Source organism: Bacillus sp. 5w2, from assembly GCF_054353775.1.
Genome location: NZ_JBTIWT010000015.1, coordinates 41,879 through 63,408, shown reverse-complemented (window position 1 = coordinate 63,408; position 21,530 = coordinate 41,879). Strand labels below are relative to the sequence as shown.

At 33.9% G+C, this 21,530-nt stretch carries 19 protein-coding genes; 4 read left to right on the top strand and 15 right to left on the bottom strand.

The features are described 5' to 3' along the window. Positions 1 to 8: 8 nt before the first annotated feature. From msrB to lytS, 6 genes are all read right to left on the bottom strand, one after another. A complete protein-coding gene (msrB, locus tag ACXY7N_RS21695; protein ID WP_016085375.1) occupies positions 9 to 974 on the bottom strand; it encodes a peptide-methionine (R)-S-oxide reductase MsrB in 966 nt (321 codons plus the stop codon). A gap of 101 nt (positions 975 to 1,075) precedes the next feature. Beyond that, positions 1,076 to 2,110 carry an AI-2E family transporter gene (locus tag ACXY7N_RS21690; protein ID WP_016085374.1) on the bottom strand — a complete coding sequence of 345 codons (1,035 nt, stop codon included), beginning with the start codon at positions 2,108 to 2,110 and terminating at the stop codon, positions 1,076 to 1,078. 325 nt (positions 2,111 to 2,435) lie between these two features. Further along, positions 2,436 to 3,128: an antiholin-like protein LrgB gene (gene lrgB / locus ACXY7N_RS21685; RefSeq protein ID WP_000168869.1), complete on the bottom strand. Its 693-nt coding sequence runs from the start codon at positions 3,126 to 3,128 to the stop codon at positions 2,436 to 2,438. Between the two features lie 34 nt (positions 3,129 to 3,162). Beyond that, the gene (lrgA, locus tag ACXY7N_RS21680; protein WP_016085373.1) at positions 3,163 to 3,594 is read right to left on the bottom strand and encodes an antiholin-like murein hydrolase modulator LrgA; all 432 of its coding nucleotides are present in this window, start codon (positions 3,592 to 3,594) and stop codon (positions 3,163 to 3,165) included. A 133-nt stretch (positions 3,595 to 3,727) separates the two neighbouring features. After that, on the bottom strand, positions 3,728 to 4,468 hold the full coding sequence (locus ACXY7N_RS21675; protein ID WP_016085372.1) for a LytR/AlgR family response regulator transcription factor: 741 nt from the start codon (positions 4,466 to 4,468) through the stop codon (positions 3,728 to 3,730). Beyond that, the gene (gene lytS / locus ACXY7N_RS21670; RefSeq protein ID WP_088084639.1) at positions 4,446 to 6,215 is read right to left on the bottom strand and encodes a two-component system sensor histidine kinase LytS; all 1,770 of its coding nucleotides are present in this window, start codon (positions 6,213 to 6,215) and stop codon (positions 4,446 to 4,448) included. The genes ACXY7N_RS21675 and lytS overlap by 23 nt, the downstream gene beginning before the upstream one ends. Before the next feature lie 329 nt (positions 6,216 to 6,544). Here lytS and ACXY7N_RS21665 point away from each other — a divergent pair, with 329 nt between their 5' ends. Next, a complete protein-coding gene (locus tag ACXY7N_RS21665) occupies positions 6,545 to 7,843 on the top strand; it encodes an MFS transporter (RefSeq protein ID WP_016136949.1) in 1,299 nt (432 codons plus the stop codon). 160 nt (positions 7,844 to 8,003) lie between these two features. Here the strand turns inward: ACXY7N_RS21665 and ACXY7N_RS21660 are convergent, their stop codons facing one another. Both ACXY7N_RS21660 and ACXY7N_RS21655 read right to left on the bottom strand, forming a co-directional pair. Continuing rightward, entirely contained in the window at positions 8,004 to 9,572 is a 1,569-nt protein-coding gene (locus tag ACXY7N_RS21660) for a BCCT family transporter (RefSeq protein ID WP_016085369.1), read from the bottom strand. A gap of 363 nt (positions 9,573 to 9,935) precedes the next feature. Beyond that, positions 9,936 to 11,006, bottom strand: coding sequence for a nitric oxide synthase oxygenase (locus ACXY7N_RS21655; RefSeq protein ID WP_016085368.1), 1,071 nt, complete (start codon positions 11,004 to 11,006; stop codon positions 9,936 to 9,938). A gap of 216 nt (positions 11,007 to 11,222) precedes the next feature. On the opposite strand from ACXY7N_RS21655, the gene sodA reads away from it, so the two are divergent. Next, positions 11,223 to 11,849 (top strand): superoxide dismutase [Mn], encoded by a 627-nt coding sequence (sodA, locus tag ACXY7N_RS21650; RefSeq protein WP_016085367.1) that lies wholly within the window; start codon positions 11,223 to 11,225, stop codon positions 11,847 to 11,849. A gap of 88 nt (positions 11,850 to 11,937) precedes the next feature. Here sodA and ACXY7N_RS21645 read toward each other — a convergent pair whose 3' ends face one another. Next, entirely contained in the window at positions 11,938 to 12,819 is an 882-nt protein-coding gene (locus tag ACXY7N_RS21645) for an NAD-dependent epimerase/dehydratase family protein (protein WP_082181541.1), read from the bottom strand. A 105-nt stretch (positions 12,820 to 12,924) separates the two neighbouring features. Continuing rightward, positions 12,925 to 13,515 carry an AmiS/UreI family transporter gene (locus tag ACXY7N_RS21640; RefSeq protein WP_000542569.1) on the bottom strand — a complete coding sequence of 197 codons (591 nt, stop codon included), beginning with the start codon at positions 13,513 to 13,515 and terminating at the stop codon, positions 12,925 to 12,927. Between the two features lie 425 nt (positions 13,516 to 13,940). Between ACXY7N_RS21640 and ACXY7N_RS21635 the strand changes: the two genes are divergently transcribed. Next, positions 13,941 to 14,342, top strand: coding sequence for a hypothetical protein (locus ACXY7N_RS21635; RefSeq protein WP_016085364.1), 402 nt, complete (start codon positions 13,941 to 13,943; stop codon positions 14,340 to 14,342). Between the two features lie 182 nt (positions 14,343 to 14,524). Here ACXY7N_RS21635 and galE read toward each other — a convergent pair whose 3' ends face one another. Next, positions 14,525 to 15,541, bottom strand: coding sequence for a UDP-glucose 4-epimerase GalE (gene galE / locus ACXY7N_RS21630; protein ID WP_016136140.1), 1,017 nt, complete (start codon positions 15,539 to 15,541; stop codon positions 14,525 to 14,527). 219 nt (positions 15,542 to 15,760) lie between these two features. Further along, positions 15,761 to 16,408 carry a PAQR family membrane homeostasis protein TrhA gene (gene trhA, locus ACXY7N_RS21625; protein ID WP_016136141.1) on the bottom strand — a complete coding sequence of 216 codons (648 nt, stop codon included), beginning with the start codon at positions 16,406 to 16,408 and terminating at the stop codon, positions 15,761 to 15,763. A 164-nt stretch (positions 16,409 to 16,572) separates the two neighbouring features. Here trhA and ACXY7N_RS21620 point away from each other — a divergent pair, with 164 nt between their 5' ends. Then, positions 16,573 to 17,133 carry a DUF1836 domain-containing protein gene (locus tag ACXY7N_RS21620; RefSeq protein ID WP_016136142.1) on the top strand — a complete coding sequence of 187 codons (561 nt, stop codon included), beginning with the start codon at positions 16,573 to 16,575 and terminating at the stop codon, positions 17,131 to 17,133. 191 nt (positions 17,134 to 17,324) lie between these two features. Here ACXY7N_RS21620 and ACXY7N_RS21615 read toward each other — a convergent pair whose 3' ends face one another. The 3 genes from ACXY7N_RS21615 to ACXY7N_RS21605 form a co-directional block, all read right to left on the bottom strand. Further along, the gene (locus ACXY7N_RS21615) at positions 17,325 to 18,563 is read right to left on the bottom strand and encodes a hypothetical protein (RefSeq protein ID WP_033659980.1); all 1,239 of its coding nucleotides are present in this window, start codon (positions 18,561 to 18,563) and stop codon (positions 17,325 to 17,327) included. A gap of 279 nt (positions 18,564 to 18,842) precedes the next feature. Next, positions 18,843 to 20,288, bottom strand: coding sequence for an ATP-dependent RNA helicase DbpA (gene dbpA, locus ACXY7N_RS21610; protein ID WP_016136144.1), 1,446 nt, complete (start codon positions 20,286 to 20,288; stop codon positions 18,843 to 18,845). Positions 20,289 to 20,476: 188 nt separating this feature from the next. Then, a complete protein-coding gene (locus tag ACXY7N_RS21605; RefSeq protein WP_016085358.1) occupies positions 20,477 to 21,508 on the bottom strand; it encodes an acyltransferase in 1,032 nt (343 codons plus the stop codon). Between the last annotated feature and the right edge of the window lie 22 nt (positions 21,509 to 21,530).

Below are 21,530 nucleotides of genomic sequence, written 5' to 3'. Positions count from 1 at the left end.
CTGCGAGGTTATTTTTTATTTCCAAACAAGATTAGGAAATCACCATAGCCTTCTTTTTCTAATTCCTCTTTTGGAATAAATCGAAGAGCTGCAGAATTAATACAGTAACGAAGGCCATTTGGTCCTGGACCATCCGGAAATACATGCCCAAGATGTGAATCCCCTTCCTTACTTCTCACTTCTGTACGAGTCATATTATGACTCACATCCATTTTTTCTTTCAAACTTGCTGCCATAACTGGTTTTGTAAAACTAGGCCATCCACATCCACTATCAAATTTATCTATAGAAGTAAACAACGGTTCACCTGAAACGATGTCTACATAAAGACCTTCCTGTTGATGGTTCCAATACTCATTTCGAAATGGTGGTTCTGTGCCATTTTCCTGTGTTACATAAAATTGCATCTCATTTAGTTTTTCTTTTAAATGAGCATTATCTTTCGGCCAATGTTGTTTGATAAAAACATCTCGTCCCGAACCTTTACGATATAACTCATAGCGGAATGTATTTTTCTTATGATATCCTTGATGATATTCTTCAGCTGGATAAAATGTAGCAGCTGGCAATATTTTTGTCGCAATTGGCTTTGAAAAGCGGCCACTCTTTGCAAGCTCTTCTTTTGAAGCCTCTGCCTTCTTATGTTGTTCTTCATTATGATAGAAAATCACCGTTTCGTAAGACTGTCCACGGTCGTGGAATTGTCCTCCTATATCAGTCGGATCAATTTGTCTCCAATATATATTTAATAACTCTTCATACGGCATTTTATTTGCGTCAAATGTAATTTGTACTACCTCATAATGTCCCGTCGTTTCCGAACATACTTCTTTATACGTTGGATTCTCTTTATGACCACCTGTATAGCCAGAAACAACCTTTATAATCCCTTCCATCTCTTCAAATGGCGAAACCATACACCAGAAGCACCCTCCAGCAAATGTAGCTAATTCTACCTTTTCATTTACAGCCATTCTTTCACCCCTATTCTATATTCTCCTTACAGTATGGCATAAGAAACATAATGTTATAAAAGAAAAAGCATCGAACACCGATGCTTTTTCTTTACTTCACTTTATTTTGTTCCAACATCCTTCTCCATTTCATCACTTGTCACATCTAAGACATCTAATAAGAAGATGAAGATTGGAATACCGATAATCAGTCCCCATACACCTAAGAAGTGTTCTGAGAAAATTAATACCATAAACGTATAGAAAATCGGTAAATTTGTTTTTTGCGACATAAACTTTGGATTTAATACGTAACTTTCAAGCGCATGAATCACTGTTACGATAATTAAAATATAAACAACGTACATAATACCGCCGATATTGTAAGCAATCATACAAAGTGGGAATAACGAAATGATCACCCCGGCTACTGGAATTAAACCAAGTAAGAAAATCATTAACGCTAAACCTAGTAATTGTGGGAATCCTAATATCCATAGTGCAATAACGGATAAAACACAGTTAACAACTGCGATTAAAAATTGTGCTTCGATTACTTTTCCGAATGAACGTGCAAATTTCTTACCGAAGTACTCAATTTCAGTATAGAAAATTGCAAGTCGGCTTTCTTTAAATTTTGCAGTAAAAGCAACGATACGAGCTTTTTCCAATAAGAAAAATAAACTTAAAATTAAAGAAAGTAACACTTGAAGGCCAAATTTCCCAACATTCGTAATCGATTTATACAGAATGTCAACGCCTTGTCCTACATACTTCGAAAGTTCCATATGATTGACAGCATTAACTGCATACTTAATTAATTCACTATCTGGTGGGTTTCTTAAAAATACGTTAAATTGATAAATCAATTGTGAAATTTGTATCGTTAATACTGGTAAATATTTAAATAGCGTAATAGCAATTCCACCAATTAACATGACATATAGAAATGCTATGATGAGCTTTCGATTAATGGGCATAAAGTGGTCTAATTTGCGGGAAATAAACTTTTGGAATCGATCCATTAAATACGTGAGAATAAACGTAATTAATATTAAATTCAACATACTTTGTAGCCCGTATAACACGAGAGCAAGTATTACTAATACGAGTAACCTCTGAAATCCTTTGCTTTGAAACAGGTTTTTTATTTGCATAATCGACGAGTACTCTCTCCTGTCCTATAAAGTAAAACGTTAATAAGTAGATTTTTCTCTCTTTTCTACTTTTAATTATTCATTCATATTAAGATTTTTATAAGCTCATTATACGCCTACATTAGCAGGTCTATAGTAGCTTACTTCTTATTTTACAATACAATGACCTAATTCAAAATGTATTCTACACAGTATTAATGAAGATTTAAGGAAACTTACATTTTGTTTAAATAGGTCTTACCACTACTGTAACATAAAAAGCAAGCTATCAGTAGAAATCTGTCCTACAAATAGCTTGCTTTTCTCATTTTTTAAGTAAGTTTTACTATCCAATAAATGGCATAAACATCGGTATGACAACTACGGTTACAACCCCAACTACTGTTACAGCAATACTTGCCATAGCTGCCTCTACCTCACCCATTTCAATTCCTACTGCCACTCCTAATGCGTGACCTGCTGTTCCAAGTGCCAGACCTTTCGCAATCGGATGCTTCACTCTAAATGTTTTTAAGAATAATGCTCCTAATGCGTATACGATAACTGCGTTAAAAATAACTGCAAACGATGTAATTGCTGGAATGCCACCAATACTTTCAGAGATTGGTAACGCAATTGCTGTTGTTGCTGCTTGTGGTAACATTGAATTCATTACTGCTGTATCTAAACCAATTGCTTTTGCAACAATGAACACGACAATTACTGAACAAATAGATCCAACTACGATAGCCGATAAAATTTGCCACCAATATTTTTTCAACTTATCAACTTGTTTATATAATGGAATAGCAAAGGCGATTGTTGCTGGTTCTAAGAAGAAGCTAATCATTTTGCCGCCAGTATTATATTCTTCAAAAGTAAAGTTACCTACTTTTAGAAAGACAATCCCTAATACCATCGCTACGAATAATGGTGTGAATAAGAAAAATCCTTTTGAATGCTTAAATAATAATGTTCCGATTCCGTATGCGATTAATGAAACGACGATTCCGAAGTATGGAGTCATTGTGCTTGCCATGTTCATTACCTCCTAACAATATATACTAAATTGGTTACGCAACTTTTCCGTGCTTGCGTCCTTTATTTACTACTTTCAATTCTTTCGTATCTTTTGTTTCTTTGTCATCTTTTCCTAAAATGAATTGTGCAAATAACCCTGTTACAGCTAGTAAAATAATTGTTGCGACAACAATTACAGTTAAAATTTGTACAAAATATTGTCCCATCACACCAAGAGAATTAATAACTGAAATACCTGATGGAACGAAAAGGAATCCGATAATACCTGTTAAAGCTGTTCCGAGTGATTCAACTTGCTCCAATTTAATAACTTTTAAACATAATAAGCTAAATAAAATGACTAATCCGATTACCGATGAGGGCATCGGAATTGGTAAATGTGTTGCAATAATATTAGAAACTAACATAATAGCTGAAAATATGAATGCTTGTGATAAGAAACTATATACTTTTTTCGTACTCATTTTGGCCACCTCTTTCGATTTGGTACCTTTATTGTATAAGATACAAACAAAACTGTAAGCGTTTACACAACAGAACGTCAAATATACAAAATTAGTTACAAAAATAGGCATATGAAATACAAAAAGCTACTTCTTAAATACGAAGCAGCTTTTTGAGTTCTTTTGCATATGTACGGCTAACAGGTACTTTTGATCCTTCTTTCATAATTAAATTATAAGTAGAATTGAACCATGGTTGTATTTCTGTAATATGATTAATATTTGCAACAAAACTGCGATGGACACGCATAAAACTTGCTTGCGGCAACTTCTTTTCCAAAATTACAAGTGTATCATGTGTCACATATGTTTCTCTCGTCGTTTTTACTGTCACTTTTCCGTCCACAAGTCCTACGTATATAATGTCTTCAATATTCACAAGTACAATCGATTCTTCAATTGGTAATGCTAATTTATGCATCTCGGTCGTTACATCTACACTCTTTACTTCTTGTTTCGTTTCTAATTTTATTTGTTTTTGCTTTTTATATTTCTTTAATGTCTGTACAATACGTTCTTCATCAAATGGCTTTAAAATGTAGTCTAACGCATCTACTTCAAATGCTTGCAATGCATATTGATCATAGGCAGTAGCAAACACAATTGCAGGTGGATTTTTCATCTTCTTTAATATATTTGCGATTTCAAATCCGTTATCATCCGATAACTGAATGTCTAAAAAAACAATATCTGGTTTGTTTTTCATTAGCTCTTCTAATGCGTCCTCTACGCAATCCGCCTCACCAATTATCTCAACTTCTTTCGTTCTCTCTAATAAATACTTTAGTTCGTCACGTGCTAACATTTCGTCGTCAACTACTAATACCTTTAACAATCCGCTCTTCCTCCCCTACCTTTTTTGGAATAACAAAAGTAATCTCTGTCCCCTCATTTAATTCACTTTCGATATGAAGCATCGTTTCTTTCCCAAATAACCCGATTAGACGTTCATTAATATTATATAAAGCGGTTCCAGTCCCTTTCTTTGACGGAACTACCATCTTTCCTAATTGTTCTAAACGTTCTTCCTCAATTCCTTGTCCATTGTCTTTTACTTCAAAGTGAACCATGCCCTCTTTTTCAAAAACATGCACTTCCACTTCGCATACTGGTTGTTTCTTCGGAAAAGCATGGCGCAATGCATTTTCAACTAATAGCTGAAGTACAAATGGTGGAACTAAAGTCGTCTTTAACTCTTCCTCAATGTACATCTTCACCTCATACTTATTTGGGAAACGCGCTTGTTCTAATGATAAATATGCATGTACATGGTTTAATTCCTGTTCTAGCGGAATTAACAACTGACGTGCCCCTTGCAAATTACAACGAAAATACACGCTAAGCTGTAATAATAACTTCCTTGCTTTTTCTACATCTGTTCGGCATAAAGCTGATACTGTATTAATCGCATTAAATAAAAAGTGCGGGTTAATTTGTGCTTGTAATGCCTTTATCTCTGCATCTTGTAATAATTTGCTTTGCAACTCAGCTTCACCTAATTCAAGCTGCGTGGAAAATATTTTTGCTAATCCTTCTGCTAGTTGCTCTTCAACACGACTTAACTGGTTAGAGTTCTTGAAATACAGTTTTAATGTCCCTATCGTATTTTCATGTGAAGTTAATGGAATAACAATAGCTGCTTGCAGAGGGCAGCCTTCATGTTGGCAATTAATAATCTCACGTGATTTCGCTTTCATTATTTTCCCTGTATGTAAAACCTCTTTCGATAAACCTGTTATTAAACTGTGTGAAGGAATATGATGATCTGATGCTAATCCAACGTGAGCTAATATTTTCTCTGTATCTGTTAAGGATACCGCATCCGTTCCCGTAAAACGGTGAATAATTTGTGCCACATGTTTACAAGACTCTTCTGTTAATCCTTGGCGAAAATATGGCAATGTCTTATCAGCAATTCGTAATACTTTATGTGTTTGCAGAGCTTTCGCGTTTTCTTCCTGACGCAAAATAGCTTGTATCATAGAAAGTAAAATAAAACTCCCGAAACTATTTACAAGGATCATCGGTATCGCAATTGTTTTCACAATACTAATTCCATCCTCTACAATTAATAGGATCATGATCATTTCTAAAGAAACGATAAACACACTTAAAAACGCTGAAAATTTAGGCGTAATTGTACGATTATATTTTTTAAAAATGTATCCAATATATCCCGTTATAACTCCCGCTAAAATTGACGAGATTGCACAACTTAGCGCTGTCGTTCCACCAAGCATATAACGATGAATACCCGCAATCGATCCTACTCCAATTCCAACGATAGGTCCGCCAAGTAATCCACTAATTCCAACACCCATAATACGTGTATTCGCAATTGTACTCGATGAAGAAACACCTTGTAGCCAATTTTCATTCATAATTGTATTCCCTGCTATTTCAATTCCAGTGTAATTGCTTACAATTGTAAACACTGAAAAAATACCGATAAGCTTAAACTTATCTACATATCCATCTTGTCTATGAAGAAGGCGCCTGAATGTTTTAATATGAGAGAGTAAAAATCCTAAAATAACAATAAGACCAACGCGTTCAATCATCATAAGTACTAAATTTAGCATCTTTGATTCATTCCTTTTTTATATTCGTTAGTTTTATTATGGGAAGATAATGAAGTGGGCGTCAAGAAGAATGACATACCTTTTGAAATATTTTACACATAACAATTCCTTCTTTATTTGACAATCTAATAGAAGAGTGCTAAAAATAAAGTAATATAATACAGTCCTTTAACCCAACCCCGTGAGGTTGAGAAGGAAGTCGGAATATACTATACGTATGGCCTTTTTTAGGAATACGTATGCTTTTTTGGCCTTCTCATCATATCAGGTGAGAAGGCCTTTTGTTATTCTTCCATAGCGACTGTAGAAGAAAATAAGGAGGAGTAATGATGAACGTCACTACTGATGTACAATCAACAACAGAGGAGACGAAAGAGAAAAGATATAAAACATTATTTGGTTCTGCGCTAGGATATGCGGCAGAAGGTTTAGATATGTTGCTCTTATCTTTCGTACTTGTCTACATTTTAAAAGAATTTCATTTAAGCCCTGTTGAAGGTGGAAACTTAACATTAGCTACCACAATAGGAATGCTAATCGGATCTTATTTATTTGGATTTATTGCTGATTTATTTGGGCGTATCCGTACGATGGCCTTCACAATCTTACTATTTTCACTAGCAACCGCACTCATTTATTTCGCAACAGATTATTGGCAATTATTAATTCTGCGCTTTTTAGTTGGAATGGGAGTTGGTGGTGAATTTGGAATTGGAATGGCCATCGTAACTGAAACATGGTCTAAAGAAATGCGCGCTAAGGCAACATCAGTTGTTGCACTTGGATGGCAATTTGGCGTACTAGTCGCTTCACTCCTTCCAGCATTTATCGTCCCGCATTTCGGATGGAGAGCTGTTTTCTTATTTGGACTCATTCCAGCTCTACTAGCTGTCTATGTCCGCAAAAGTTTAAGTGAACCGAAAATATGGGAACAAAAACAACGATACAAAAAAGAATTGTTACAAAAAGAAGCTGAAGGTAATTTAACAACTACTGAAGCAGAACAACTCAAGCAAATAAAAAAGTTCCCACTTCGAAAGTTATTTGCAAATAAAAAGGTAACGATAACAACAATTGGTCTTATTATTATGTCATTCATCCAGAACTTCGGCTATTATGGAATTTTCACATGGATGCCAACTATTTTAGCGAATAAATATAACTACACATTAGCAAAAGCGAGCGGTTGGATGTTCATCTCTACAATCGGCATGCTAATTGGAATTGCAACTTTTGGTATTCTAGCCGATAAAATTGGTCGCCGTAAAACTTTTACAATCTATTATGTCGGTGGTACTATATACTGTCTCATTTACTTCTTCTTATTCACAGACTCAACATTATTGTTATGGGGAAGTGCATTGCTTGGATTCTTTGCAAATGGCATGATGGGAGGATTCGGAGCAATTTTAGCTGAAAACTATCCTGCTGAAGCTCGCTCGACAGCAGAAAACTTTATTTTCGGTACAGGACGTGGGTTAGCTGGATTTGGACCTGTTATTATCGGATTACTTGCTGCAGGTGGTAATTTAATGGGCGCACTATCTCTCATCTTCATTATCTATCCAATAGGTTTAGTTACAATGCTATTATGTGTCCCAGAGACGAAAGATAAAGTATTAGAATAGCTTAAAACTATACGAAATGTTTGTTCGAGTACTATCCCCTTCAGGGAAAGTAGTTGGGTAAATAGAAAAGAGGAAGCATCTCAAATAAAATGCTTCCTCTTTTTATATAAAATAATCTGCTTTATTATAAAATAAAACATACAATCATTTTGTTTATTCTTTATTTTGATTTACTAGCTTTTTGAAACAAGAAGGAAGTTTTATCTTCTTCTTTTACAATACCTTGTTTTAATGCTAATTCCCCTGCAACTTTAGGCGCTAACCATAACATTGGGAATAACAGAATGGATACAGGAACAGCCGTCACTACAATGAAGGATTGTAAGGCGTTAATACTTCCCTCACCCATGTATAAAAGAATCGCTGCAACTGCGCCCATAATAAGCGACCAAAAAACTCGCAAACTAATTCTAGGATCTCCATCTCCAGTCACTGCCATTGAAATGGAATAAGCCATTGAATCTCCTGTTGTCACTACAAATAAAATTGTTAATAAAAGAAACGCAGGTCCAATAATATTAGAAAGTGGCAATTGCTGCGTAATTGCAATCATAGCCGCCGGCATACCCGACTCACTTAATGCCACCGAGATAGAACCAGGATTCATTAACTCATAAAACACACCTGATCCCCCTAGTATAGTAAACCAAAATGTTGTAATAATGGGTGCAATAATTCCAATTGCAACGATGATTTCTCGGATTGTTCTTCCTCTTGAAATTCGGCTCACTAAAATTGCCATCATTGGTCCATATCCAATAAACCATCCCCAGAAAAAGATTGTCCACGATCCTAACCAACCTGTATCCCCACGATATGTGCTCATTGGAATAAATTCATTTATATAAAACCCAAACGAAGAAACAAATGAATCGATAATAAATCCACCTGGTCCAAACAGTAATACAAATACCATTAATAGAACTGCTAACCTAACATTTAAATTACTTATAATTTGAATCCCTTTATCAATTCCTGTTACCGCAGATATAGTAGAAACAGCTACTACACAAACAATAATAGCTAATTGAGTAGTAAACACATCAGGAATGTCAAACAATGCTTGTAATCCATAACTTGCTTGTAGTCCTAAAAATCCAATTGGACCAATTGTCCCTGCAGCTACCGCAATAATTGCAAACACATCGATCATTGTTCCAAGCCAACTCTTTCGCAATTTCTCTCCAAAAATAGGATATAAAAGCGTTCGAGGTTTTAGCGGCATGCCTTTATGATAATGTCCGTACATCATAACTACCGCACTAATTGTACCTAAAATCGTCCAAGCCAGGAAACCCCAGTGCATATAACTTTGTGCTAAAGCAGGCATTACCGCTTCTTTCGTTCCAGCAGATATACCTTCATGTATTGGTGGCACCGTCATCAAGTGGTACATCGGCTCTGCCGCTGCCCAAAAAACGCCACCTCCGGCAAGTAATGTAGACATAATAATAGCGAGCCACTTTGTCGTACTAATCTCAGGTTTTTCTAGCCCCCCAAGTTTAACTCTCCCATATTTCGAGAACGCCATACACATAGCCACAACAAATGTACCAATTAATAAAACTTGCCAAAAGGCACCAAAATATTTAATTGAAGCCGCAAAACTGCTATTAATGACTCCCTCTACGTAACTTTTATTTAAAATAACTGCAATTACAAATAATAAAAGTGAGCCACCACTAATAAGAAATACAGGCCAATCCGTTTTCCGACTCTTCATCCTCATTTACACTTCCTCCTTCCTCAGCAATCTAAAAAAACAACTTTATTATGTTGTATCGTTTACACCCAAAACACAATAATTATATAAGTATAATAATTTATCGATTTTCTACACACTTATGTTGTCCCTAAAAATATGCTAAATCCCTTATTTAAAAGAAAATTTCTATTCCTATTACATAAAACAGCAAAACAAAAGACCTTATATTTCTATAAGGTCTTCGAAACAGAAATTTGATTATAACATAAGGAACTCCTTGGTTCAAAAAGACCCTTCCAAAAATAACCGATAGTAAAGGCTTCCATTTGCTACGTAACAGTAATTAAAAAAAATTATATTTTGCAGAAGAAACCCCTATACTAAATATCATTTATGAAAGAAATTCGGCTTCAAAATTTCATTTAGATACGGTTTATGATAAATATGAGTAGTAGCTGGCGACAACGGCGGAATGAGCCACACCCAATTCCCTGTTACAACCCGTCCACAAGCAGCTTCTTGCTTCTCAAACTGCTGAAATTGTTGTGCAGCCGTATGGTGATCCACAATACTAACTCCTTGTTTTTTAAAGGAATGTAATACAGCAATATTCAACTCAATTAGTGCCTTGTCTTTCCATAACGTACCGTTCCTCGATGTATCTAACTCCATCATCTCTGCAACTGCCGGAAGTAAATTATAACGATCATGATCCGCTAAGTTACGCGCACCAATTTCCGTTCCCATATACCATCCATTGAACGGAGCAGCTGTATAGGAAATACCACCAATTTCTAAGCGCATATCTGAAATCATTGGAACCCCATACCATTTTACTCCAAGCGACGAAATCGGGTATTCTGGATGTTCAATTGGTACTTCTTTCACTTCTTCTTTCGGAATTTCTTTATATATAGGTGCCTTCCCATCTATGGAAAATACAAGTGGCAATACATCGAAATTCGTACCTTCTCCCTGCCAGCCAAGTTCCTGACAAAAATCCGTAAATGTAGTGGAATGGGAGTCACCGATTACTCCCCTTTCTGTTTTATATCCTGCATATCGAATCAATTGGTGATTATAAATTCGTATATTATTTTCTTCACCTTGATATTGCTTAAAAATTGTAATTGTTGGTTTCACTTTTCCGTCGTTCGTTGCATATTTAATATGATGAATTAATGCATTATATACACCTTCCTCATCATCTACTTCACGTGCATCTAATATGTGCATCTTACTCCAAAATAGTCTTCCGATACACCGATTACTATTGCGCCATGCCATTCGCGATCCATGAACAAGTTCTTCAAATGTATGCTCATACGTCCCCGTCTTCTCTATCTCAACTTGAATTTCTTTCACGCGCTCTTCTATGAATTGTTCTTTATTCAGCTCTTTATAGCAAATCGTAATAAAATGACTCGCTTCCTCGATTAATTGTTTCGTTTTACTCATAAACGATCTCCTTCTATTTCAACAAAACGTTACTACTTTACAGTATAAGCAAAAAGGATAGTAGTCACAAATAAAAGTCGAAGTGTTACTTTTATTGTAATATTTTTCAGAAAATTAAAGACATTGCTATTGACTTACATAAAAAATAAGTGTATTTTTGACTCAGGTAAAATATTTTTACCTATACCAACTTTTAATACGAAAGGAGGGAATGTTATGTCTTCATTTCAATTGCCAAAACTTTCATATGACTATGATGGGCTAGAACCATATATCGATAGCAACACACTTTCTATTCATCATGGGAAGCACCATGCGACATACGTAAGTAATTTGAATGCCGCTTTAGAAAACTATACGGAATTACATAATAAATCTTTAGAAGAATTACTATGTAATTTAGAAATTTTACCAAAGGAAATTGTTACAGCTGTCAGAAATAACGGTGGTGGACATTATTGTCATAGTCTTTTTTGGGAAGTAATGAGCCCACGAGGTGGCGGCGAGCCTAATGGAGACGTTGCAAAAGTAATTGATTATTACTTCAATACCTTTGACAACTTAAAAGATCAACTATCCAAAGCAGCAATTAGCCGTTTTGGAAGTGGATATGGATGGCTTGTCCTTGATGGTGAAGAACTTACTGTTATGAGTACACCCAATCAAGATACACCTTTGCAAGAAGGTAAGATTCCATTACTCGTCATCGATGTATGGGAACATGCCTATTATTTAAAGTATCAAAATCGCCGTCCAGAATTTGTTACCAATTGGTGGCATACCGTGAACTGGGACCGGGTAAATGAAAAGTATTTACAAGCAATTCAATCACAAAAACATTAGTCGTACGTATAAGGTAAATTTAGTAATGTAAAATTAGTATTGTCGAAATCCTCCAGAATCCCCCGGATTGCCACCGGGGGATTTATGATTATTTCATTGCATGTATGTAATAACGTAATACTTTTTCTATTTCTATTTTCAACTCTCGGAACGAGAATCCTAATTCATTAGCTTTTCCATTATGTAATGTACAATTAATCACTTCATTATAAGGCGCTACATTATCTCCTACTTCTTGAACGAGTGCTTTTATTCCCGTGTTTTCTTCTATGAAATGAATAACTTCTCGAGTAGAAACTGCCCCGTTGCTACAAGCATTAATTGGCCCTTCTATGTCCTTCATCCCGCACCAAGCTAAAAATTCTCCTGCTTCTTCTTCATGTATAAATGACAACTCTCCATCTAGATGATTCACGGCGACAAATTTTTGCCTCATAATATGTTCAACGTAAAATTGTAACCTTTTCGTATAATCGTTTTCTCCAATAACAACTGGAAAACGCACTGCAACAACTGGGAATGTTGCCTGTTGAAATACAACTGCTTCGACTAATCGCTTACCTTCACTATAACTGAAGTCAGTTCTATCTCCATACGCGATTTCATACTCGTACGGATTAAAGTCCTCTTCTAACAAGCCTAGTGCTGGCTCATAAACAGCCATTGAAGATGTCATAATGTATTTCTTCGTTTTTCCTCGTAACACTTCACATATTATCTTCGCTGCATTCGAGCTATAGCATAAATTATCGTATACGATATCATAACTTTTATCTTCTAGACGCTCTGCTAATTGTTTTTCGTCTTCTCTATCTACAACAAATCTTTTTACTGCACAGCCAAAAGAATCTTCCGTAATTCCTCTCGTCGCAATCGTTACATCGTGTCCATCTTGCAAAAGTGCTTCTACTAAATGTTTACCAAAAAATCTTGTTCCCCCTAGTACCAATACTTTTTTCAACTTCATCATCCCCATTGTGATAAATTGTAAAATACTACCTCTCTATTATAAATGCTAATATATAAAAAGCATGGAATTAGTTTAACGATTCCATGCTTTTCTACAGAAAATATATTAACGTACTCGATATTTATAAATACAATAACAGAAGTATAAAATAGAAATTACGGATACATAAACCCATAGCTCATATACGAATCCCTCTCCCCATACTCCCATAAAATAAAAGAGTGAAGGCAACGTCAATGTTACCCATGATTGTACGAAGGCAATCCTTCCAAGATATTGATTGATATTCTTTTTTTGTGTATTTAATACAAAGAATAAATACCAAAGTAATGCCCACATAAACCACGTTAACGCATTAACAACATCGTGGAATTGAACAAATGAAACAACCATATAAAATAGAGCAATGATTGCTACCCAAATACAAAACCACCCTAGACCGCTACTATCCATTCCTTTTATAAAGGTAACACCTACATATAAATAGGTTAATCCAAATAAGAAAGTAGCTGCATATGAATACACTGTCCAATTGCTTTGGTCAGAAATCATGATTAAATAGAACGGGATAATAATTTGTAGTGCACCCACAAATAAATTAAAAACACCCGCACTTTTCATCTCTGCTTTTCCTAATATAACAAGACTATTTAAAAACAAAGCTGCACCCGAAAGTAATAATCCTACATAACCCATATATTCTCATGTGAAAACCTTACATTTCCACACTGTCCCTCCCCATCTTGTAAAAATTATATTATTCCTTATTCTCCTTCTTACTTCCAACTCCATACAAAGTTCTTTCGAAAATAAGTCAGACTTCCTACCTTAAAAAACGATAAAAAAATCCCTTTGATACATGTCATACAGTAATCATGTCCATCGCAATGTATCACATAATAAAAACGCTTTCAATAATGCGTAATGCAATTAGAAAGCTAATAGGATTATTTGATTATAAACGCACTTTACCAATGATACAAGTATTGGAATATTATTCAACATTACATTTTTTATTTCTATAAAAAATTAATAGAATGATACTTTTTCCCTATTTCATTCTATCAATGATCTGCATAGAATATTGTAAAATCATATTAAATTAGAAAGGTCTGATATTTATGCCTCCTCATTATCCACATCAAGCTGTTATTCATTCAACAGGTGTATTAACAAGAGAGCCTGCAACAGTTTCAGCAGTAATAAACATTGTAAATTTAGATGCATATTATGCACACTATATAAATATAGAGGTTTGGGATTGGTCTAACTATTCTAGTCCTGTAAAATTACCTGTATTTATTGGTGAAGATACAGTTGTAGAATTTCCATACCTTTTACAAGGCAACAATCTAGCAGTATTTTATGCTAATTTAGATGAAGCTATTAATTTGTATGAAATTCGTATTTCTTATCCTACTCACTCCAATATTATTGCAAATTGTTTCGGACGAAGCGTACCGCCTTATACAAGCCAAGAAGGTAATACGGTGTATCATAAACAACTTGTTCGCATTCATTAATAGTTCTTTCCTCTATCTAAAATTGATATAGAACAAATTGCTGTTCAAACGCTATGATCAGTAATATGTTCTCTTTCCTAAAGTGAACATATTACTGATCTCAAGTAGTATAATAAAGAATACAATTTATTATATACATAAAATATCCTACAAAATAATAAGAGAATACTTTACTAACTACCTTAAATCATTTGATAGCCATTTTTATTATTTACTTGCCATCTCCAAGAATCTACACACATCTCTTCTAACCCATATTCCGCTTCCCATCCTAATTCTCGTTTCGCTTTAGATACATCAGCAAAACATATTGCTACATCACCAGGACGACGCCCTATCACTTTATAAGGTATTTTTTCACCCGAAACCTTCTCAAAAGCCTTTACCATCTCCAATACACTATACCCTTTACCTGTGCCAAGATTATATGCCTCGATTCCTTTCGTCTCAAGTACTTTCTCAAGTGCCTTCACATGTCCTTTTGCAAGGTCAACAACGTGAATATAATCACGGACACCTGTCCCATCTTTTGTTGGATAATCGTTTCCGAATATATTTAACTCCTTTAACTTACCTACCGCCACCTGCGTTACATATGGCATTAAATTATTCGGAATCCCATTTGGATCTTCTCCAATACGGCCACTTTTATGTGCTCCAAATGGATTGAAATAACGGAGTAACGCAACACTCCATTCATCATCAGCTTTTGCTACATCACGCATAATTTGCTCAATCATTAGTTTTGTTTGCCCATACGGATTTGTCACACTCAGCGGAAATTCTTCTGTAATTGGTGATGTTTTTGGAATTCCATATACAGTTGCAGATGAACTAAAAATAAATTTTTTAACATTATGTTTCTGCATCACATCACATAGTACGATTGTACTTATTATATTATTATAATAATATGCAAGAGGAATTGTAGTCGATTCCCCCACTGCTTTAAATCCAGCAAAATGTATAACCGCTTCAATATTATTTTTCAAAAAAATCTCATTCATTTTTTCACGATTTAAAACACTTTCTTTATAAAATTCAAATTGTTTCCCTGTTATTTCTTTTACTCGGTTTAAAGACTCGATTGAACTATTTGAAAGATTATCTACGACTATAATTTTATAATTATTATTTAATAATTCTATACATGTATGACTACCAATATATCCTGCTCCACCCGTTATAAGTATCGCCATATATAGTCCCCCACTGATTATTAATTATAAAATTTTATAACCTCAATACACATCTATCCTACCACGAATAGACTGATAATTCTAAAAATATTTTTAATTATTATTTATAAAAAAAGAGCCACATAACCTTTAAGTTATGCAACTCTTCAACATACATATGTGTCTATATCTTTTTTTATTAATCAAGAAGAATAAAAATCACTTGGAAATTTTATATTGTTAAATTACGTAGCAATATACACTTAAAAAGTGGGCAAGGCTTCCCAATAACACGAACACGTGAAAAATTTCATGATGCCCCATATGTTTAAACTCTAACCACTTTAGCTTTGTTCCATAAATAAATCCACCAATTGTATAAAAAATGCCTCCAAGCACTAAGAGCACTATACCTCCTGCACTTAAGTTAGCAGCTAACGGTGCAAAGAACAGAACAATTAACCAGCCCATTGTAATATAAATTGCTGTTGATAACCATCTCGGGCAACTAAACCAAAACATTTTAAAAACAATACCACAAACGGCAGTTGCATAGACTAAACAAAATAATAATAAACCGTTTGCGGAATGTAATGTAATTAAACAAAATGGTGCATATGTACCTGCAATCAATATAAAAATCATAGAGTGATCGAGCTTCCTAAAGAAATAAATAACACGTTCACTGGCTACAACACTATGATATACAGCTGATGCTGTATACAGAACCATCATTCCGATTCCAAACAACATAACAGCTGTAATTGCCGCAAAAGATGGCATCTTAACAGAAACTTTTACAAGCATAGCTAATAATGCAACAAATGATAATACAGCTCCTCCCAAGTGGGTAAAAGCATTAACCGGTTCTCTTATATACGCATTCATATAAACACCCCTCATATAATTACATGTAGTTTTGATAACTACATGTAATTATATACGCATTATTATTAGAGGTCAACATTTACAATTCATTTGTTTCGTAATACCATATTTAGAGATAAACTAAACATTATGCTCCACTAAGTTATAAAAGTGAGGGGTTCTACGTGGAAAATATAAATAAATTGCTTGAAACATTACATTTAGAAAAAAATATTACACTCGAGGATATTCCAAATGTCGACTTGTATGTAGACCAGGTTGTCCAACTATTTGAAAATACTTATGCGGATACAACAAGAACTGATGATGAAAAAGTATTAACAAAAACAATGATTAACAATTATGCAAAAGGGAAATTGTTTATTCCAATCAAAAATAAAAAATACTCAAAAGAGCATATGATTTTAATCAGCTTAATTTATCAATTAAAAGGGGCTCTTTCCATTAATGACATAAAAAGCTCCTTAGAAAATATAAATGAATCCTTATTAAGCGATGATTCATTCGAATTAAATATGCTATATAAAGATTATCTTTCTCTTACCGAAAACAACGTCCAAAGCTTTAAACAAGAAGTAAATAACCGTATTTCAGAAGTAAGTGAGATTTCTTCCTTAGAAGATCAAAACTTAGAGAAGTTTTTATTACTAACATCATTCGTGTCGATGAGTAATATGTATAGACGCTTAGCTGAGAAGTTAATTGACGATTTAAAAGAATCCTAATAACCATAAAACGCTACCTACTTTTAGGTAGCGTTTTATTAACTTCAACTATCTGAATGATTGTAGTATTTTAGAAATTATGCTTCTAAGTATCTTCTCATCTTTGATTTTTCTATTGGAATTTTACTCTTTCAATAAAAAAAGTACATTCTGCATATTAGCAAAATGTACCTCCCCTAAAATTATAATTTTTACTGCTTCTTTATTAACAATTCAAAGCGATCATAATACTCTTTTACTAATAATTTACACATAGCATAAAAAATGAAAACATTAATAATAACAATAAACATTCCCATATTTGTATTAAAGCCCGCGTACAGAACCATTACTATATTTAAAAAGATTGTTAACGTTAATCCTAAAGCTATTCCTGTCCACTTCATTTCATATAGTAGTAAAAAGATGACAAATACTAACGCTGGGAAAGCGTATCTCTCATGTATTTGCGTAGGTAACATAAAGAACGCAAAACTTATAAAGGTCGCAGCTTTTAATAGAACCGCTGTATTCATGTGACGATGGAAAAAGATATACAGACAAGTCAACGCTGCCGCAATAGACAAGAGTATTAATCCAACTGTTTTCAATGTAATATGCGGTAAAATTTGAATCGTATCCACTGTATTAGGATCCGTACCAATTGCGTAATACCAAATGTTCATAGCAAATACAGTTACTGTTGGGAACGTACCTACCGCATTTAAATATGCTTGTTTTAACATCGTGATAAATGTTCCATACGCTGCGAAATAAAGACCGAATAGTAATAAAGGAATACAGAACCCGATTACAAATTTGGTTAATTGCTTGCCTTCTTTTTTTTCCCAAATGATTTTTAAGAAATACATAGCAAAAACAGGGGCAATTACGATTGATTGAAATTTAGCTAGTAGTGCTATAGCGTAAATAGCACCAGACCAAGTTGGCTTAGACATTAATAATAAAATTGAACTAACCATCAATATGCTATGTAGCATATCTACTTGCCCCCAAATAGTTCCATCCACTATAACGGCTGGACTAAAGGCAAAAAATGTTACTAATGCTGCTCTCATAATCGAATTGTCTATTCTTTTAGAAACTATAGCAAAAATAATAATAGCTACTACTTCAAATACAATGGACGGGATTCGAATTAAAACACCCGCAGCTTCCACATGTATATTTAAAAATGACAATATATCTCCATAAATACCTAAAAGAGCTAAGAAAAATGGCGGATAGTTTACTAAATCCCCATGTGCATACACATCACCTAGTCCATATTTACCTACAGTATTCATCCAATCCACGAAAAATAGTTGATCTCGTTCGTATCCTTCTAAATGAAATGCTAAATATATACGTAATAAAAGAGAAGCAAAAATTGCTAAGAACAAATAAAAATGAAGCCAATTCAAATTTCGCTTATCCCCAATCAAATTCATCAATGAAACACCGTCCTTACTTCTATATATCTTTAAATTACATTATTAAAATTATACCTGATTTTCACATTCGTTATTGAAAAAAATCAAATGAAAATACTATTATGTTTTAAAAAAATCGTCAATAGAGATTATTCAAGCTCATTATGAATTACTCTCTCTATTGGTTACCTTCAAATATAATTAATTTATTAGCTAATTTCCCTATGAAAACAATTGGCTATTATACCTCTATATGAATAATAAAAAACTATCCACCTTTATAGTGGATAGTTACCCTCACTTAATTGCCTCATGAACTTTTAATTGTTTACCTTTTATCGTCGTATTCTTCATGACCTTTAAAACAAGTGGCCCTTTTCCGTTTAATATTTCAACATATGAAACATTGTCTTGTATTGTAATAATACCTATATCTTCAGCGGAAACACCTTGAATTTTAGCAATTGTACCGACGAAATCTACCGCCCTAATTTTCTTTTTCTTTCCGCCATTAAAGTACAATTTCATAATTCCTTTGTTTATATCTGCATTTTTATCTTTCTTTATAATTGGTTTAGCATATATCTTTTCCTCAAATACTGCTTTCCCTTTTATAACTTCTTCTTTTGAAGGGGCCAGTTCTTTTGGAATTTCAAACCCAATATATTCCTCAATCTCTTCTAAAAATCTATTTTCATAAGGCGTTATAAATGTAATAGCTTTTCCATTATTACCAGCTCGTCCTGTTCTTCCAGTACGATGTACATAACTTTCTTTTTCTAATGGAATATCATAATTAATAACATGTGTAATATTATCAATATCAATTCCTCTCGCAGCTACATCAGTTGCTACTAAATAACGGAATTTTCCTTTTCTAAAATCATCCATAACTTCAAAACGATCTTCTTGTACCATACCACCATGTATTTTGTCACAAGGATAATTAACTCGTTTTAGCTGTCTATATACATGGTCTACGTTTTCTTGTGTACGACAAAAAATAATGCAACTATCTGGATTCTCAATCGTTGTTACATCTTTAAGAAGTGAAAGCTTCTCTTCTTCTCTCACTTCAAAAAGTCTATGTTCAATTTTATCTGTTGTAATCCCAGCCGCTTTAATTTCAATATGAGTTGGTGCATTCATATATGTACGGGATAACTTTTCAACATCTTCCGGTAAGGTTGCTGAAAATAGCATTGTCATTCTTTTTGTAGGTAATTCATCAATAATTGCCTCTACTTGATCGATAAAACCCATGTTTAGCATTTCATCTGCTTCATCAATCACTAAATATTTCAATCGATCTAAAGAAAGAGTCCCTTTTTCAATATGATCCAACACACGTCCTGGAGTCCCTACTACAATATGCGTCTTTTGTTTTAACTCTAATTTTTGACGCGCAAATGGAGATTTACCATAGATTGCAGCAGCTTTAATTCTTTTGAATCGCCCTATATTCGTAATATCTTCTTTCACTTGAACAGCAAGTTCCCTTGTTGGTGTTAAAACTAATGCTTGTGGTTTATTTTCTTCCCACTCTACCATTTCACAAAGTGGTATACCGAACGAAGCCGTTTTTCCACTTCCCGTTTGTGACTTTACAACAAGGTCCTTCTTTTGCAACGCAACTGGAATAACCTCTCCTTGCACTTCTGTTGGATGCTCATATCCTAAACCAGTAAGTGCTCGTCTTACTTCTTTACTTAATGCATAATTACTAAAGCTTTTTTTACTCATATATTAACCTCATTTGATTTTATATTTAACCTATTATGTTCTTCATGCCTCACTTTAGACTATAGTAAGATACTATATTAATCCACTGTTTTTAATTCGTTTAAACCTAAATTTATCTAAATATAATTTTAAAATAGTAAAGGGCAGCCTTAATAATAAGTCTGCCCTATCTATACCATATTCATTTTTTACGGAACTAGTTTTTTCACAACTGGTATTCTTTGCAATACTAACGTAATTGCCATACTAAGAACAATTGTAATCGTTACATTAATAGGTATTGCCAATATTGCATGCACACGCTCATTTACCTTAGGGAAAACCATATACAACAAGTTATTTAATAAGAAGAAGTGAAGAATATAGATTCCAAGGCTTGCTTGATTTATAAAACGGAATAACAATGGTAATTCTCTTTCTGATTTTTGGAAAGCATATTTGAAAAATACAAATAATCCAATTGCCATCAGTACAACGCCTGGCGCAAAGTATCCGTACCAAAACTGCTCTAACTGTCCATTTGCTTTTACTGTATAGTAATAAGTAATAAAGAATGTACTAATAAATCCTACAAATCCTCCAATGTAAGAAATATTTCTCCATTTTTTCGAAATATCAAAATTAGATAAATAATAACCAAGTAGGAAATACCCTACATAATTTGTAACGTAAAATAATTCAATATTAAAGTTGATCGGATAATAATATTTCGCTAAATTGACTACAACAGATGCATATAGCCATAAAATTAAAAAGTATTCTATTTCTCTTTTTTTAGCGTTCTTCACAAAGATTTTCAGTAGAGGTGTAATCAAGTATATCCCTACAATCATGTATAAGAACCACAAATGTCCCCCAATAGTATCTGTTAAAAAGTGCTTGATCCCTTGCTTTAAAGATACTGGGAAATATCCTGCATATGCTCCATATGCATAAAATATAGCGCTCCAAGCTACAAAAGGTATAATCACTTTACTTGCACGCTTCTGTAAAAATTCCCCGACTGAAATATCTTTTGTCCCCTTTAACAATAAAGCTCCACTAATCATTACAAAAATCGGAACACTCGCACGTGAAATCGATTCAAATAGATTACCAGCCATCCAGCGTGAAACATTATTGGCATCTAAAACGGCAACATAACCAGCAGAAACGTGAATTGTAACAACTGCGATTGTCGCTAATACTCGCAACCAGTCCATATACATTAATCGCTTCATTAAAATCTCTCCCAAATTTGTA